Source organism: Williamsia sp. DF01-3, from assembly GCF_023051145.1.
In the GTDB taxonomy this organism is placed as follows: Bacteria; Actinomycetota; Actinomycetes; order Mycobacteriales; family Mycobacteriaceae; genus Williamsia.
The window spans coordinates 1483619-1498489 of record NZ_JALKFS010000005.1 but is presented as its reverse complement, the minus strand read 5'-3'; the positions used below and the strand labels follow the sequence as shown (position 1 = coordinate 1498489).

Sequence of the window (14871 nt, the reverse complement as noted above, 5' to 3'; positions counted from 1 at the left end):
GACCCGAAGTTGAAGTTGGTATTCCCAATTTTGTGTCCCAAGGACACGCGGACGGTAATGCTGCTCAACGCCTGCGATACCCGCAACGCTGCGGGCCGGACCGCCCGCAACACAGATCCCGCCCGCCCCGTTTTGGTCGTTCTTGGAATAGTCGTTCAGCTGGCGGGGCGGTCTGTCACTGTGACCGAGATCTGCTGGGTCTCGCCACCGCGGAGCACGGTCAAATCGACTCGATCGCCCGGGTCGAGGGCACGGAGCGCCGCGATGAAGTCCTCCGCCGACTCGATGTCGTGGCCGTTGACCGCGGTGATGACATCGCCCGGCCGGATACCCGCCGTCGCAGCCGGACCGAGCGGGACGACCTCGAGGACGACGGCACCGCTGGTGCGGTCGACTGCCAGTTGTTCGGCGATCTGCGGGCTCAGCGTGCCGGGCTGAATGCCGACGTACGCATGCTGTGCAGTTCCCGAGGCCAGCAGTTGGTCTGCGACGTCGACGACATTCGCCGCGGGGATGGCGAAGCCCAGAGCCACCGCACCCGCCGACGGGGGAATGTAGGCCTGGCTCATCCCCACGACCCGCCCTTGTCCGTCGATCAGGGCACCCCCGGAGTTACCCGGCGAGATCGCGGCGTCGGTCTGGATCAGGTCAACCAGCGGCGCCCCGGTGGAAGCCGACCCGGGGATCTGACGGTGCAATCCTGAGATGATGCCCGAGGTGACCGTGGCCTCGAACCCCAGCGGACTGCCCACGACTACGGCGAGCGCGCCGACCTCTGGCAACGCTGTCTCGAACGTCGCCGCAGTCAGATCCGTGCGGTCCGCTTGAAGGACCGCGACGTCGGTCACACGATCGACGGCCCGCACGTTCGCGGACACCTGTTGCCCGTCCGCGAAGGCCACACTCACCTGCCGGGCACCCTCGACCACGTGGGCGTTGGTGACGACGGTGCCGTCGGTCTTGTAGACGATGCCGCTGCCCACGCCGGACCCGGTAAGCACGGTGACGACCGAGGCCTCCACCTGCCGGACCAGTGCCGGCAGGTCTACGGCAGGTCCCGCTGAGGGCGTCGAGGTGGTGGGAGCCGAGGCGCCGCATCCCGCGAGGAGGAGGACCACGATCGCGACCAGCGGCACCCAGATCGAGGAACGTACGGTCGACGGTACGCGCATCAGCCACCGCCTCCGTGAGGAATCGGTCTCCTACTTGCACCTGCCGCGAGCGGGCCCACCCGATCAACATACCCCCGGCGGCGCCCGAGACCGGTCACCGAACCGCTTCGATGCACCCAGGCAACCGGCATCGACGAACGGCAGCGCGCATGCTCCACCACTGAGAGCCAAGATGCTTCCTATCTTGTTGCGCTACCAACTTTTTCATACAATTCTAATCTGGAGCGTCTCCGATTCGGTTGCCGCCCAGTGGAATCCGGTGGGCATGGCTCCAGTGGATGGATAAACCGACCGTTTGGAAAATGGATTTCTCCCGCCGGTTCTCTCGGCGCCAGGAACTTGTCGTTCCGCCATCGAGCACCTGCTCCTGTACGTGAGCATGAAGGAACGGTTATTGCCAGCGTGTCAGCGACTGTACTGTCATTGCGGAATTCGCTTCCCGCTTTCGACTTGTGCGGGCCTTGCCACTCACCGCGTCGGCTGCGAAGATGACTGGATCGGGAGTTCTACTCGTGGACGCACCGGAGTAGTGGCCGGTACCCGGAGTTGCGTGTACCGGTCGCCTCGAGCGGGTTCCGGCGGACATCTATGCCCAGGGCAGGTATGGACGCCATTGCGCCTCTATTGTCGACGCCCGATAGGCGAATTTGCGTCGGCCCCCGACAAGGGTTAGCGTCATTTCAGTGATTGCAAGCCAGGACTGTCGATAGGCGAATTGTGTTGACCGCCCGAAGGCGGATGAAGAACTCGCATTGCGGTTGGGCCGTTCGTGAGCCCAACCGGTTGTCCGAAGGCCGGGCCGTACCGGTACGCACAGGCTCGGCGAAACCCCACAACATCGACGCCGAGGGGGCGTGATGTCAGAGTCCAGTGGCGGAACCTCCGCCGTAAGTCCACACCCACCTGCTCGCCAGGTGATTGCGACATTCGACACCTATGCCGACGCCGAGAGCGCCGTCGACTACCTCTCCGACCAGCATTTCACGGTAGACAAACTGGCCATCGTCGGTCGCGACATCGAGCTGGTCGAGCAGATCGTCGGCCGATTGAACTACGGCTGGGCCGCTCTGCGCGGCGCCGCCGCGGGCGCGCTGACGGGTGCGCTGTTCGGCTGGATCTTCGGGTTACTCGATTGGGTCCAGCCGCGCTGCTCACGGGCCTCGCGCTCGCCTTCTACGGGTTGGTATTCGGCGCCGTTGTCGGCGCTCTGCTCGGCCTGCTCATGTATGCGCTGCAGGGCGGCCGGCGCGACTTCACCTCAATCCAGTCATTACAACCACGTCACTACGAAGTCCTCGCCGATGTCGAGGTCGCGGACGAAGCCGTCCGCTTGCTCACCGGCCGGACCGATCGAAAGGAATGAGTCATGGCGACTGCTGTGGGTATAGACCTGGGCACCACCAACTCGGTCATCGCAAGCTGGCAAGGCGGCGAGCCGGTGGTGATCTCCAATGTCGAGGGTGCGCGGACGACGCCGTCGGTGGTGGCGTTCACCGATAGCGGCGAGCGCCTGGTGGGTCAGCTGGCCCGACGGCAGGCGATCTTGAATCCGAAGGGCACGATCTACTCGGCGAAACGCTTCATCGGACGTCATTACGACGAGATCTCCGAGGAGGCCAAAGCGGTCAGCTTCGACGTCGTGCCGGGTGACAACGGTGAGGCACGATTCGACGTGCGGGGAAAGAAGTACGCGCCGGAGGAGATCAGTGCCCTCGTGCTGCGCAAGCTCGTAGATGACGCGAGCAAGTTCCTCGGTGAGAAGGTGAAGGAAGCGGTCATCACCGTTCCGGCCTATTTCAATGACGCGCAGCGCAACGCCACCAAAGACGCCGGCCGGATCGCGGGCCTCGAGGTCCTGCGGATCATCAACGAGCCGACCGCGGCGGCACTGGCGTACGGCATGGACAAGCAGACCCACGAGACCGTACTGGTCTTCGACCTCGGCGGCGGCACCTTCGATGTGAGTCTGCTCGATGTCGGCGAGGGAGTAGTCGAGGTTCGCTCGACGGCCGGCGACTCCCACCTCGGCGGAGACGACTTCGACCGACGCCTGGTGGACTACCTTGCCGACGAATTCCAGAGCGCGGAGAACATCGATCTGCGCAAGGATGCGCAGGCATTGCAACGCCTCTTCGAGGCCGCGGAGAAAGCCAAGGTCGAGTTGTCCTCGGTAACTCAAGCCCAGGTCAACTTGCCCTTCGTCACCGCAGACGCGAACGGTCCCAAACACCTCACCACCACGATCATGCGATCGAAGTTCGAGGACCTGACGGCAGATCTGGTGGAACGCTGCCTCGGTCCGGTAAAGCAGGCAATGAGTGACGCCAAGATCACCGCCAACGACATCGACGAGGTGATCCTGGTCGGTGGTTCGACACGCATTCCGGCGGTACAGGCACTCGTTCGCCGGCTCACCGGCGGTAAGGACCCCCACATGGGCGTCAACCCGGACGAGGTCGTGGCGCTCGGTGCCGCAGTCCAGGCGGGCGTGCTCAAAGGTGAGGTCTCCGACGTACTGTTGCTCGACGTCACCCCGCTGTCCCTCGGCGTCGAGACGCAGGGCGGGGTGATGACCAAGATCATCGAGCGCAATACGACGATCCCGGCCCGGCGCAGCGAAGTGTTCTCCACGGCGGAAGACAATCAGTCCGCCGTGGACGTCGTGGTGCTGCAGGGCGAACGCGAACGGGCCGCCGACAACCGGGTCCTCGGCCGGTTCCGGCTGGAAGACATCCGCCCCGCGCCACGTGGCGAGGCCCAGGTCGAAGTCACTTTCGATATCGACGCTAACGGCATCCTCAACGTCACCGCCCGCGACAAGGACACCGGCAAGGAGCAGAGCATCACGATCAGTGAGCAGGGCAACCTGGACCAGAGTGAGGTCGAGCGCATGCTTGCGGAGGCCGAACGGAACCGGGGTGAGGACGAGGAGCTGCGCAAGGCGGTCGACGCACGCAACGCGCTCGATTCGGTTGCCTACCAGGTGGAACGGCGACTCGCCGAACTCGGTGACAGTGCGCCCCCGCACGACAAGGCGCGTGCCGAGATGCTGATCGCCGACGCCAGGAAGGCTGTGAAAGACGGTGCTTCACCCTCGGAGATAGAGCCCCTGACCTCGGAGCTGCAGCAGCTGCTCTACGGGCTCGCGCCGGTCCAAGCCGGCGGCGGCGACGGACACCAGGCGGCGGCGCAGAGGCTGCGTCGTCGGATGATGACGACGTGATCGACGCCGAGTTCGATCGGAGCTGAGGCACCTGATGGAGAGGTCTGCTGATCATTCGACGACCGAGCCGGCTACCGACGGTACCGACGGGGATCAGACCGAGACGGCGCCTGATCGCACCGACACGGGGGCCGAGTTGGCTCAACTCGAGGACCGCTGGCGCAGGGCCCTCGCAGATCTGGACAACCTGCGCAAGCGGTATGCCAAGGATCTGGATCGTGAACGCGCCGCGGAGGTGGCGAAGGTTTCCGCGGCGTGGCTGCCTGTCCTGGACAATTTGGAGCTTGCGCTGGCCCATGCGGGCAGCGATCCTCAGGCCGTCGTCGAGGGTGTGAAGGCGATCCGGGATCAGGCGGTGCAGGTGCTGTCACGGTTCGGCTTCGAGCGCCACGACGAGGTCGGTGTGCCGTTCTCTCCGGAGCTCCATGAAGTGGTCAGTGTGGTGGCCCAACCCGACCTTCCCTCCGGGACCGTGGTCGAGGTCTTGCGCCCGGGCTATGGAGAGGACGGGCGGCAGTTGCGTCCCGCCGCGGTGGTCGTCAGCCGCCCCGAGGGGTGAGCACCGATGGCGCGTGACTACTACGAAGTGCTCGGGGTTTCTCGGGGCGCCGGCACCGACGAAATCCAGCAGGCCTACCGCAAGTTGGCCCGCAAGTATCACCCCGACGTGAACAAGGACCCCACTGCGGAGGACAGGTTCAAGGAGGCCAACGAGGCCTACCAGGTGTTGTCCGACCCGGACACCCGGAAACGCTACGACCGATTCGGTGACGACTTCCGGCGTGTGCCCGAGGACTACGACGAACGGGTCCGGGCAAGCGCCGGTGGGTACGGCGGCGGGTTCGGCGGCGGCGGGTACGGCGGTGGGGGCGGGGGCAGAAGGGTGCACTTCGGTCGCGGTGTCGGTGGCGAGGGCGGCGTCGACTTCGAGGACCTCTTCGGGCAGATGTTCGGCGGCGGTGGCGGGTACGGGCCGATTCCCGGCGCCGATCAGGAAGCGGAACTGGAACTGACCCTGGAAGAGGCGTATCGGGGCGGCAAACGCACTCTCCGTCTGGACGGACGGCAGTACGACGTCGACATTCCGGTCGGTGTCCTGGACGGCCAGCGAATCCGGCTGGCCGGGCAAGGCGGCCGGGGCAACGGCGACGCGCCGCCCGGGGATCTGTACCTCGTGGTGCGGATCAAGCCGCATCCCCGGTTCCGCGTCCAGGGCCGGGACATCTACGTCGACCTGCCCGTATCGCCATGGGAGGCGGTCCTCGGGTCGACCGTCGTCGTTCCCACCCCGGGTGGCGAGGCGAAAGTCAAAGTGGTGCCGGGCTCGTCGACGGGACGGAAGCTTCGCCTGCGCGGAGAAGGAATGCCCAATCCGCGGGGCGCCAACGGCAACCTCTACGCCGAAATCAAGGTGATGGTGCCGCCGAAACCGACAGCACGTGAACGCGAGCTGTTCGAACAGTTGGCCGCCGAATCGAACTTCGATCCGAGGAAACAGCCATGAGCACCCCGACCCCGGGCACCCAGTACATATTGGTTCGCCGTACCGGAATGTCGCTGGATGTCTTCGCCGAACGTACCGGGCTGCACCCCGACCTGGCACGAAAGCTTGTGGCTCTCGGCCTGATCGACGCACGCCGCGACCCCGGCGGCGAAATATTGTTCGAACCGTCAGCAGTGGCCCACGCTGCCCGCATCCAACGGTTACGGACGGGTCTAGGCCTGAACTACTCGGCAATCGGGCTCGTGCTCGATCTGCTGGATCGAATCGAGAAACTCGAAGCAGCGTCCCACGGAAGGAAGACACCCCCATGGACACCGGCAGTCTGACTGAAAGGTCACGAGAAGCCCTGCAGGAGGCCCAGAACATCGCGACCAGAATGGGCCACACCGAGGTCGACGGAGAGCACCTGCTGCTCGCGTTGGTCGATCAGCAGGAAGGGCTCGTACCGCGACTGCTCGAGCAGGCCGGTGCGAACGTCGACGCCCTACGCTCCGATCTGGAACAGGCACTCATGCGTAGGCCGAAGGTCAGAGGCCCCGGTGCGACGCCCGGTCAGGTGATGATCACCCAGCGCCTGGCCAAACTGCTCGACGCCGCCGAACGAGAGGCAAAGCGACTCAAGGATTCCTACGTGTCGGTGGAGCATCTCGTGATGGCCCTCTCCGAGGAGGGGTCGACCAGTGCGGCCGGACGGGTTCTCACCAGCCATGGGGTCACACGAGAGACCTTCCTCGCCGCCTTGACCACAGTGCGCGGCAACCAGCGCGTCACCTCGGCCAGCCCGGAGGGGGCGTACGAGGCGCTCGGAGAAGTACGGACGCGACCTCGTCTCCGAGGGCCGAGCAGGCAAACTCGATCCGGTCATCGGGCGAGACGCCGAAATCCGCAGGGTAACGCAGATCCTGAGCCGGAAAACGAAGAACAATCCGGTGCTGATCGGCGACCCCGGCGTCGGCAAGACCGCGATCGTCGAGGGACTCGCCCAGCGGATCGTCCGCGGCGACGTGCCCGAGGGCCTACGCGACAAAACGATCTTCTCGCTCGACATGGGTTCCCTGGTGGCCGGCGCGAAGTACCGCGGCGAGTTCGAGGAACGGCTGCAGGCGGTGCTGTCCGAGGTGAAAGCGGCCGAGGGGCGCATCCTGTTGTTCGTCGACGAGTTACACACCGTCGTCGGCGCAGGATCGGTCGGCGGCGAGGGATCTCTCGACGCCGGCAACATGCTCAAACCGATGCTCGCCCGCGGCGAACTGCACATGATCGGTGCCACCACTCTCGACGAGTATCGCAAGCACATCGAATCCGATGCAGCATTGGAGCGTCGATTCCAGACCGTTCTCGTCGACGAGCCCAGTGCCGAGGATGCAATCTCGATTCTGCGCGGACTTCGAGAACGCCTCGAGGTGTTTCACGGCGTGAAGATCCAGGACGGCGCACTGGTGGCCGCCGTGACCCTCTCGCACCGGTACATCACCGACCGTTTCCTTCCGGACAAGGCGATCGACCTGGTAGATGAAGCGTGCGCCCGGCTACGAACCGAAATCGACTCGATGCCCGCCGAACTCGACGAACTCACCCGGAAAGTGACCCGGCTGGAAATCGAAGAGGCCGCCCTGTCCAAGGAAACGGACGCGGCCAGCAAGACGCGCCTCGAGGAGTTGCGTAAGGAGCTGGCCGATCTGCGGGCCGAGGCCGACGCCCGGCACGCTCAGTGGGAGGCGGAGCGCCAAGCGATCCGTCGGGTGCAGGAGCTGCGGGGAGAGCTGGAACGCTTACGCCACGAGGCCGAGGAGGCCGAACGCAATTACGACCTCAATCGGGCCGCCGAGTTGCGGTACGGCGAGATCACCGCGCTGGAACGCAGGCTCGAGGCGGCGGAGGAGCAATTGGCTACCAGGCAGGGCCGGAATCCGTTGCTGCGCGAGGTGGTCACCGAAGACGAGATCGCAGAGATCGTGGCCGCATGGACGGGTATCCCGGTCGCTCGACTGCAGGAAGGCGAGCGGGAGAAGCTGTTGAAGCTCGACGAGATCCTGCACGAGAGGGTCATCGGTCAGGACGAGGCGGTACAACTGGTCGCAGACGCGGTAATCAGAGCAAGGTCGGGTATCCGTGATCCGCGCCGGCCGATCGGTTCGTTCATCTTCCTGGGACCGACAGGTGTGGGGAAGACCGAGCTCGCAAAGACGCTGGCCAGTGCCCTCTTCGACAGCGAAGACAACATGGTGCGCCTGGATATGAGCGAGTACCAGGAGCGGCACACGGTGAGTAGGCTCATCGGTGCGCCCCCGGGTATGTCGGGTATGACGAGGGGGGTCAGCTCACTGAGGCGGTGCGTCGCAAGCCGTACTCCGTGGTGCTCTTCGACGAGATCGAGAAGGCCCATGCCGACGTCTTCAATACCCTGCTGCAGGTGCTCGATGACGGCCGGATCACCGATTCTCAAGGCAGGCAGGTCGATTTCCGGAACACGGTGATCATCATGACCTCGAACATCGGATCCCAGCATCTCCTCGAGGGAGTCACAGCGGACGGCGAGATCAAGCCGGACGCCCGGGCGCGGGTGCTGGCGGAACTGCGCGGGCACTTCCGTCCCGAGTTCCTCAACCGGGTCGACGACATCGTGTTGTTCACACCGCTCACGCTGCCCCAGATCGAGTACATCGTCGAGCTGCAGCTCGCCGATCTTCGGAACAGGTTGTCGGAGAGACAGATACACTTGAATATCACGCCGGAAGCACGCCGGCTCATCGCCGAACACGGTTTCGACCCGGTCTACGGTGCACGACCCCTGCGCAGGTATATCGCCCATGAGGTCGAGACCAAGATCGGTCGTGCGCTGTTGCGCGGCGAAATCGAACCGGGCGGCACCATCGATGTCACGGTCGATGACGGCGAACTGTCCGTCGCATATACGGAACAATCGCACGGGGGCTGGTGCACGAGTAGGTGACATCTGATCTGGCTTGCCCTGCCGGGCGGCCTGGAAGGATGCCAGCTGTGCCCAAGCCCTATCCCCAGGAGTTCCGCGACGACGTTGTCCGCGTCGCCCAGAACCGTGAAGACGGTGTGACTCTCGAACAGATCGCTGCCGACTTCGGTATCCACCCGATGACCCTGAACAACTGGATCCGCAAGGCCGACGTGGAGGCCGGGATCAAGCCCGGCACCACGTCGGCCGAATCGCGTGAGCTGCGCGAGGCCAAGCGGCGTGTGCGCCTGCTTGAACAGGAGAACGAGGTCTTACGCCGGGCGGCGGCGTACCTGTCCCAAGCGAATCTGCCGGGAAAAGGTGGTACCCGCTCGTGAGTGAGCTGGCCGCTGACGGCATCCCCGTCACGGTGGCGTGTCGGGTACTCAAGATCGCTCGCCAGCCCTACTACCGGTGGCGCAAGAACCCGATCACCGACGCCGAGCTCGCCGAGGCGTACCGGGCCAACGCCCTGTTCGACGCCCACCGCGAAGACCCGGAGTTCGGCTACCGCTACCTCGCCGACGAGGCCGAAGCCGCAGGCGAGAAGATGTGCCGGCGGACGGCGTGGCGGATCTGCTCCGCCGGCGGCTGGACCAGCACCATCAGCAAGAGAGGCCGCGGCAAGCACCGCAAGGCCGGCCCGCCTGTACACGACGATCTCGTCAAGAGAGACTTCACCGCGCCCGGCCCCAACGAGCTGTGGCTGACCGACATCACCGAGCACTGGACGGCCGAGGGCAAGCTGTACCTGTGCGCGATCAAGGACGTCTACTCGGGCCGGATCGTCGGGTACTCGATCGACTCGAGAATGAAGTCCCGCCTGGCCGTGGCCGCCCTGAACAGCGCTGTCGCCAGGCGAGGGGACGTGGCCGGCTGCGTTCTGCACAGCGATAGAGGGTCTCAATTTCGTTCGAAGAAGATGCAGAAGGCCATCACCCGGCACGGCATGCTCGGGTCGATGGGCAGGGTCGGTGCGTGTGGTGACAACGCGGCGATGGAGAGCTTCTTCTCGCTGCTACAGAACAACGTCCTCGACCGTCGATCCTGGGCCACCAGAGACGAGCTCCGGGCCGCCATCGTGCACTGGATCGAACGGACCTACCACCGCCGCAGACGACAGGACCGCCTCGGCAGATTGACCCCCATTGAATTCGAGACCATCATCAACCACGAGGCCCCTCAGGCCGCGTGACTAACCCTGTCACCTATCCGTGCACCAGACCCGACCCATTCGATGGTCCAGTCGCTATGCGGCTTGGGGTTGGTGGGTCGTGGTCCACTGTAGGGCGAACTCGGCGGGGGTGAGTCCGTGGTGGGCCGAATGGGGTCGGTTGGCGTTGTAGTCGATCCTCCAGTCTTCGATGATGACCCGGGCTTCGCGCAGGGAGTCAAAGCGCCAGGAGTTGAGCAGCTCGTCGCGCAGGCGGCCGTTGAACGATTCGATCCAGGCGTTCTGCCACGGGGAGCCGGGGTCGATGAATAGTGATCCGGTGCCGTTGAATCGGCACCAGTCGTTGACGGCGTGAGCGACGAATTCCGGTCCGTTGTCGAACCGCACGTAGCACGGTGGACCATGTATCAGGGCCAGGCGGTCGAGAACGTCAACCACGCCATCGGCGTTGATGACGCGGTCGACGTGGATCGCCAGGGCTTCGCGGGTGAACTCGTCGATCACGTTGAGCATTTTGATGGTTCGGCCGTCGGCGGTGGTGTCGAATTGGAAGTCCATCGCCCAGATCACGTTCGGCCGGATTGGGCACATCGCCCCAACCGCGGTCCCGATTCCGGTGAGCCGTTTCTTCCTGCGGCGCTGGGGAACTCGCAGCCCCTCCTCGCGCCACAGGCGGCGGATGCGTTTGTTGTTGACCGTGAAGCCCGCTTTGCGCGCGGCGATCGCGGCGCGTCGCCAGCCCCAGCGGGGCCGGTCGGTGGAAAACCCACGTAGCCAGGACCGCAGCTCGGCTTCCTCCGCGGTGATCGGCGCTGGGTGCAGTCGCATCGTGGAGCGGTGGATGCCCACCACAGCACATGCTCGCCGCTCAGATACCCCGAACCGCTCACGCAGCATCGTCACGGCGCTGCGCTTGCGGTTCGGGGTCAGAAGTTTCCCGACGAAATCTCCTTGAGCATGTCGATATCGAGGGCCTGGTTGGCGACCAACTTCTTGAGCCGAGCGTTCTCAGCTTCGAGTTCTTTGAGGCGTTTGACGTCATTGGCCTTCATGCCCCCGTACTGGGCCACCCAGCGATGCCAGGTCGACTCTGTGACCTCCAGATGCCGGCACACCTCAGCCAACTCCTGCCCGGTCCCGAGGAGCTTGTTGCCCTCGGCCAGCTTGCGGATGATCTGATCCGGCGTATGCCGCCGGCGCTTGCTACCTGCCATGTCGTCGTCGATTCTTCCTGCCCAAACACTCGGGCAACAGAGTCGCACAACAACTGGACCACTACGAAGGGCCCACCTCAGCGAGATATGAGCGCGACGTCATCGTCAACAATTCTGTATTCTGGGTGGCTCCCGCCGACATGGCTGTCTTCGCATTCCTACAGAGCAGAGTATTCACGAACTGGATTAGCGTCGTATCAAGCAGGATGAAGTCAGATTTCCAGATTTCCACTGGCTCGGTTTACAACACATTCCCCTTCCTTTCGTTAGACACGGCGCAGCGTGCGTTGATCACCGAGATGGCAACAGCGGTTGTGGACGCGCGAGCTCAATTCCCCGGAATGTCTCTCGCGCAGATGTATGACCGCGACGGGATGCCCCCAAAACTGCGTGAGCGTCACCTTCAGCTAGACGCCGAACTGCTGCGAATGTATAACTTGGACCCCTCTATCAACGATTACGACCTGTCCACCGCCCTTTTCGAGCGATATGCCGCGGCAGTGATGGCCAATTCTGAGACGACTTCGTCCTGATGGGCACTCAATCATGATGCTAAAATCCCCGAGCGTCTTCCCCTGGAACCCATGAACGTCGAGCTGCGTTGTACTGCTTGACGCAAAATCCGGACAGAAGTCCATCTGTAACGGTGGTTCACACAGTCGTCGCGCACGCAACTGTCCGTCTGCTCCGCAGTCGCCGCCCCCGTCGATAGTCCCAAGTTCCGAACCCCACTGAGAAAATCTACGTGTCCCGAAAACAAACGTTTATGGAACGTCGGGCCCAAACGGGCCCGACCAGCGACAAACGAAGTGTCGAAACCCATGTCAGAAACCTCTGGTTCAATATTCAACACCAGGATGGGTTGTGAAACACTCGTCTCTCGTGGGCGAACTATTGGGCTATGCGAGGGTGTCGACGGCCGAGCAGACAGTCGACGCGCAGAGCGACGCACTCAGAGCCGCGGGTTGCTCGCGGATCTGGATAGACACCGCGAGCGGTGCAACGACGTCGCGCCCCGAGTTGGACGACCTGCTCACGCATCTGCGTCCTGGCGACACTCTTGTCGTCTGGCGACTCGACCGCCTCGGCCGATCGCTCCCGCACCTTCTTCAAACGGTCGAATCGTTCCGGGAAAAAGATGTCGCGTTCAAGTCCCTCACTGAGGCCATCGACACGACGACGTCGGGCGGCCGGCTAATCTTCTCGATCTTTGGAGCGATCGCTGAGTTCGAACGCAACCTCATCCGTGAACGGACTCAAGTCGGACTCACCGCGGCCCGTGAGCGTGGCCGTGTCGGCGGGCGTCCACCCAAGATGACGCCGGCGAGAATCAAACAAGCGAAACGCATGCGCGACAGCGGCATGCATCTCACGGAGATCGCTGAAGTGATCGGCGTCGGTCGGACCACCCTCTATCGCCATCTCAAGTAGGTGCACCACAAAGCGAGATCCCGGGGCTCCAACAACGAATCGCTACCCGCGCTTAGGTATGTCAGTGCTCCCTAGAGGAACCCGGCTCGGCGTCCTCGCACACGGTCACAGGCTCGATTTCTGTATCCCATCGGACCAGATCCAACCCGGCCGAAATGGCTGCGAGCGCGATGTCCGGAAGATCGCTGGCGTCCGATGACGCATCGTCGGCGTCGCAACACTCACACATCGGACTCCCGGCGGATGCGTACGCAAACTATCCGGCCGCTTTGTCCTGCTGACACCATGGTGGCCCCTCTCGAGATGGGAGGCACACAATGTTACGACCAGCAGAGATCCTCTGTCACAAACAGTCCACTGAGGATCGTCTTGAGCGGCCACTAGGGGATCGATGACAGATACGAAGTCGACCTCACGCGGGCCACGTTCCGACATCCGTGCCCCAGACAGAAGTGGAGTGCGCGACTCCCGTCTCGCCAACCTGAATCACCGCATCGAGTAGCTGCCCCAGTTCAACTTGACCTGCCGCATCTTGACCTGCGTAGGCGAGCAGGAGCGGAGTGTCGTGGACGCTGATGGTTACGGACGGTGACGACCGCGGGTGTTCCTCGGCGATCACCATGAGCGCAGCAAACGCGGCAGCGCCGGCAGACCGACGAGCATGTGTGAACATGTCGCTTGCACCAGCATCGAGGATCCCCTCGTCGGGATGCGAGGCGGCATGGGCAGTGATACTCCAGCAGATCATGACGGTTTCCTTGCCGGGTCGCGAGTGGTTCGGTAGCGACAAGCATGCCGCGCGGCCCCCAGGCCGCGCGGCATCCAGCGCCTCCCCAGGCTCGGAGCTGTGGACAACTTCCGAGCCTGGGGATAATCCGATTAGTCGCGATTGTTCTCTGCGGTGGTCCGGTCTTCAGCCATCCCGTCCCGGTGATTCGGTAGCTGTGCTGCGCACGTGGCCGCCACCTCGGTGCGGCCGAGTTCCGCGAGAACTCCTCCCCGTCGTCGAACGTCGCCGCAGCCAACTTGTGGGCCTTCTTCATCGCAGCGACCATCGTTTCGATGGCGGTCGTGTCCATCAAAGCGAACGTCAGCGGGGCGATTGTGAGACGCACGTACGGCGACACCTTGCCGGTGACAGGGTGCGTGAACTGATCACGAGCCGCTGCTCCCATCGGCATCTGTGTCCACATCATGGTTGTCTGCACCTCGACGTTGGTCTCCGTCATGACACCGGGCAGCCCATACAACTTGCTCATGCCCATACGCGCCTGACGAGCGATCGCAAACAGTCCGAGCGCGAGTTGTACCTGCTCGCAGTTGGTGAACTGCATCGTGACGCCGGGAAACTCGACCTGCAACATGGCGCCGCCGGTGCCAGCTGCGAACACCTTGATCCGGCTGCGCTGCTCACCGCAAGCAGTGATGTTTCACGTTCGTGACAACACCGTTGGTGCGCAACGGCAACGGCGTGGGGGTGTGCTCGCGACGGCTCCCTACGATCCGTCGTTCGTCGTTGGACAGCTCTCGCGCTCTGCCCTTGCTCATGGTGACCCTCCCGGCCTAGTTCGGCAGACCCGCTGTCCGCCAATTTTTTTGCTTTCTGGCGAGGGAGATTTGGGCCAGCATAGGAGGACAGAGCGCAAGACTCGAGCGGAAACTTTTCTGGGAGGCGAAGCCGAGTGCAAGTTTAAGAATTTGCGAGCCCGGAGGGCCGAAGCGCAGCGGAGTCGGGACTTGCGCGGCGGTCGACGCCGGTCAGAATCGGAAGGCCAGAAGGGCAAAATATCTAGCCGGCCGGAGGCCGGTCACAGTGCGCCGGAGGCGCTCCGACCGGTTGCGGAGCAACCAAGCAGTCTAGAGCAAAGCACGGACGTTAAACAACGTCTGAGTCACCCCTCGCATCGATGTTCACACCAGTTCAGAAAGCAACGCCGCAGCGCAAATAGGCAGGTACACCATCTCGCGAGCTTCAACCGAAGCCGACAGTCCCTCGATTACACGCAGAACATCGAATCAAAGTGACGTCTCGAAGGATGGTTGCCCAACATCGCTGCCAGCTTCGGCTCATCGATAAAGTGCCATGTCTGAGGAGGTGAGTACTTAGAGTTCGCGCGCAGATGACTCAGCGCGACTGGAACTGCGAGCGCTTGCACATCACAAATGTGTATGGCGGTACCAG

Annotated in this window: 11 protein-coding genes and 4 pseudogenes; 12 read left to right on the top strand and 3 right to left on the bottom strand. The window is 63.6% G+C overall.

Annotated elements, in window-relative coordinates; genetic code table 11:
• Window positions 1-155 precede the first annotated feature (155 nt).
• Window positions 156-1172: a S1C family serine protease gene (locus MVA47_RS09130; RefSeq protein ID WP_019288211.1), complete on the bottom strand. Its 1017-nt coding sequence runs from the start codon at window positions 1170-1172 to the stop codon at window positions 156-158.
• Window positions 1173-2029: 857 nt separating this feature from the next.
• Here MVA47_RS09130 and MVA47_RS09125 point away from each other — a divergent pair.
• The 9 genes and pseudogenes from MVA47_RS09125 (at window position 2030) to MVA47_RS09095 (ending at window position 10065) form a co-directional block, all read left to right on the top strand.
• Window positions 2030-2535: pseudogene (locus tag MVA47_RS09125) on the top strand (general stress protein).
• Between the two features lie 3 nt (window positions 2536-2538).
• A pseudogene (dnaK, locus tag MVA47_RS09120) lies at window positions 2539-4421 on the top strand (molecular chaperone DnaK).
• Window positions 4422-4429: 8 nt separating this feature from the next.
• Window positions 4430-4954, top strand: a complete 525-nt coding sequence (locus tag MVA47_RS09115; protein ID WP_247207564.1) for a nucleotide exchange factor GrpE — start codon at window positions 4430-4432, stop codon at window positions 4952-4954.
• Window positions 4955-4960: 6 nt separating this feature from the next.
• The gene (locus tag MVA47_RS09110) at window positions 4961-5899 is read left to right on the top strand and encodes a DnaJ C-terminal domain-containing protein (RefSeq protein ID WP_247207563.1); all 939 of its coding nucleotides are present in this window, start codon (window positions 4961-4963) and stop codon (window positions 5897-5899) included.
• Window positions 5896-6225, top strand: a complete 330-nt coding sequence (locus MVA47_RS09105; RefSeq protein WP_006930777.1) for a chaperone modulator CbpM — start codon at window positions 5896-5898, stop codon at window positions 6223-6225. Before MVA47_RS09110 ends, MVA47_RS09105 begins: the two co-directional genes overlap by 4 nt.
• Window positions 6207-6644: pseudogene (locus tag MVA47_RS27230) on the top strand (Clp protease N-terminal domain-containing protein); the annotation flags it as partial. The gene MVA47_RS09105 and the pseudogene MVA47_RS27230, both read left to right, overlap by 19 nt.
• Window positions 6645-6828: 184 nt before the next feature.
• Window positions 6829-8462: pseudogene (locus MVA47_RS27225) on the top strand (ATP-dependent Clp protease ATP-binding subunit); the annotation flags it as partial.
• Window positions 8463-8852, top strand: coding sequence for a hypothetical protein (locus tag MVA47_RS27220; RefSeq protein ID WP_374474366.1), 390 nt, complete (start codon window positions 8463-8465; stop codon window positions 8850-8852).
• Between the two features lie 47 nt (window positions 8853-8899).
• Window positions 8900-10065 (top strand): IS3 family transposase gene (locus MVA47_RS09095; protein WP_247207562.1). Its coding sequence is split into 2 segments (ribosomal slippage): window positions 8900-9184 and window positions 9187-10065, totalling 1164 coding nucleotides; the frame shifts between segments, so codons are not numbered across the junction.
• A gap of 54 nt (window positions 10066-10119) precedes the next feature.
• On the opposite strand, the gene MVA47_RS09090 is transcribed toward MVA47_RS09095, so the two are convergent.
• Window positions 10120-11258 (bottom strand): IS3 family transposase gene (locus MVA47_RS09090; RefSeq protein ID WP_085948638.1). Its coding sequence is split into 2 segments (ribosomal slippage): window positions 10120-10988 and window positions 10988-11258, totalling 1140 coding nucleotides; the frame shifts between segments, so codons are not numbered across the junction.
• Here MVA47_RS09090 and MVA47_RS27005 point away from each other — a divergent pair.
• Window positions 11252-11791, top strand: a complete 540-nt coding sequence (locus MVA47_RS27005) for a type IIL restriction-modification enzyme MmeI (protein ID WP_308280626.1) — start codon at window positions 11252-11254, stop codon at window positions 11789-11791. The genes MVA47_RS09090 and MVA47_RS27005 overlap by 7 nt on opposite strands.
• A 349-nt stretch (window positions 11792-12140) precedes the next feature.
• On the top strand, window positions 12141-12689 hold the full coding sequence (locus MVA47_RS09080; RefSeq protein WP_247207560.1) for a recombinase family protein: 549 nt from the start codon (window positions 12141-12143) through the stop codon (window positions 12687-12689).
• A gap of 412 nt (window positions 12690-13101) precedes the next feature.
• On the opposite strand, the gene MVA47_RS09075 is transcribed toward MVA47_RS09080, so the two are convergent.
• A complete protein-coding gene (locus MVA47_RS09075; protein ID WP_247207559.1) occupies window positions 13102-13437 on the bottom strand; it encodes a hypothetical protein in 336 nt (111 codons plus the stop codon).
• Window positions 13438-13831: 394 nt separating this feature from the next.
• On the opposite strand from MVA47_RS09075, the gene MVA47_RS09070 reads away from it, so the two are divergent.
• Window positions 13832-14131: a hypothetical protein gene (locus tag MVA47_RS09070; protein WP_247207558.1), complete on the top strand. Its 300-nt coding sequence runs from the start codon at window positions 13832-13834 to the stop codon at window positions 14129-14131.
• Window positions 14132-14871: the final 740 nt, after the last annotated feature.

What these genes read in the sequence shown, in the direction of transcription:
- MVA47_RS09075 (WP_247207559.1), bottom strand. Translation starts at nt 13,437, where the DNA reads ATGATCTGCTGGAGTATCACTGCCCATGCCGCCTCGCATCCCGACGAG.
- MVA47_RS09110 (WP_247207563.1), top strand. Translation starts at nt 4,961, where the DNA reads ATGGCGCGTGACTACTACGAAGTGCTCGGGGTTTCTCGGGGCGCCGGC.
- MVA47_RS09130 (WP_019288211.1), bottom strand. Translation starts at nt 1,172, where the DNA reads ATGCGCGTACCGTCGACCGTACGTTCCTCGATCTGGGTGCCGCTGGTC.
- MVA47_RS09105 (WP_006930777.1), top strand. Translation starts at nt 5,896, where the DNA reads ATGAGCACCCCGACCCCGGGCACCCAGTACATATTGGTTCGCCGTACC.
- MVA47_RS09115 (WP_247207564.1), top strand. Translation starts at nt 4,430, where the DNA reads ATGGAGAGGTCTGCTGATCATTCGACGACCGAGCCGGCTACCGACGGT.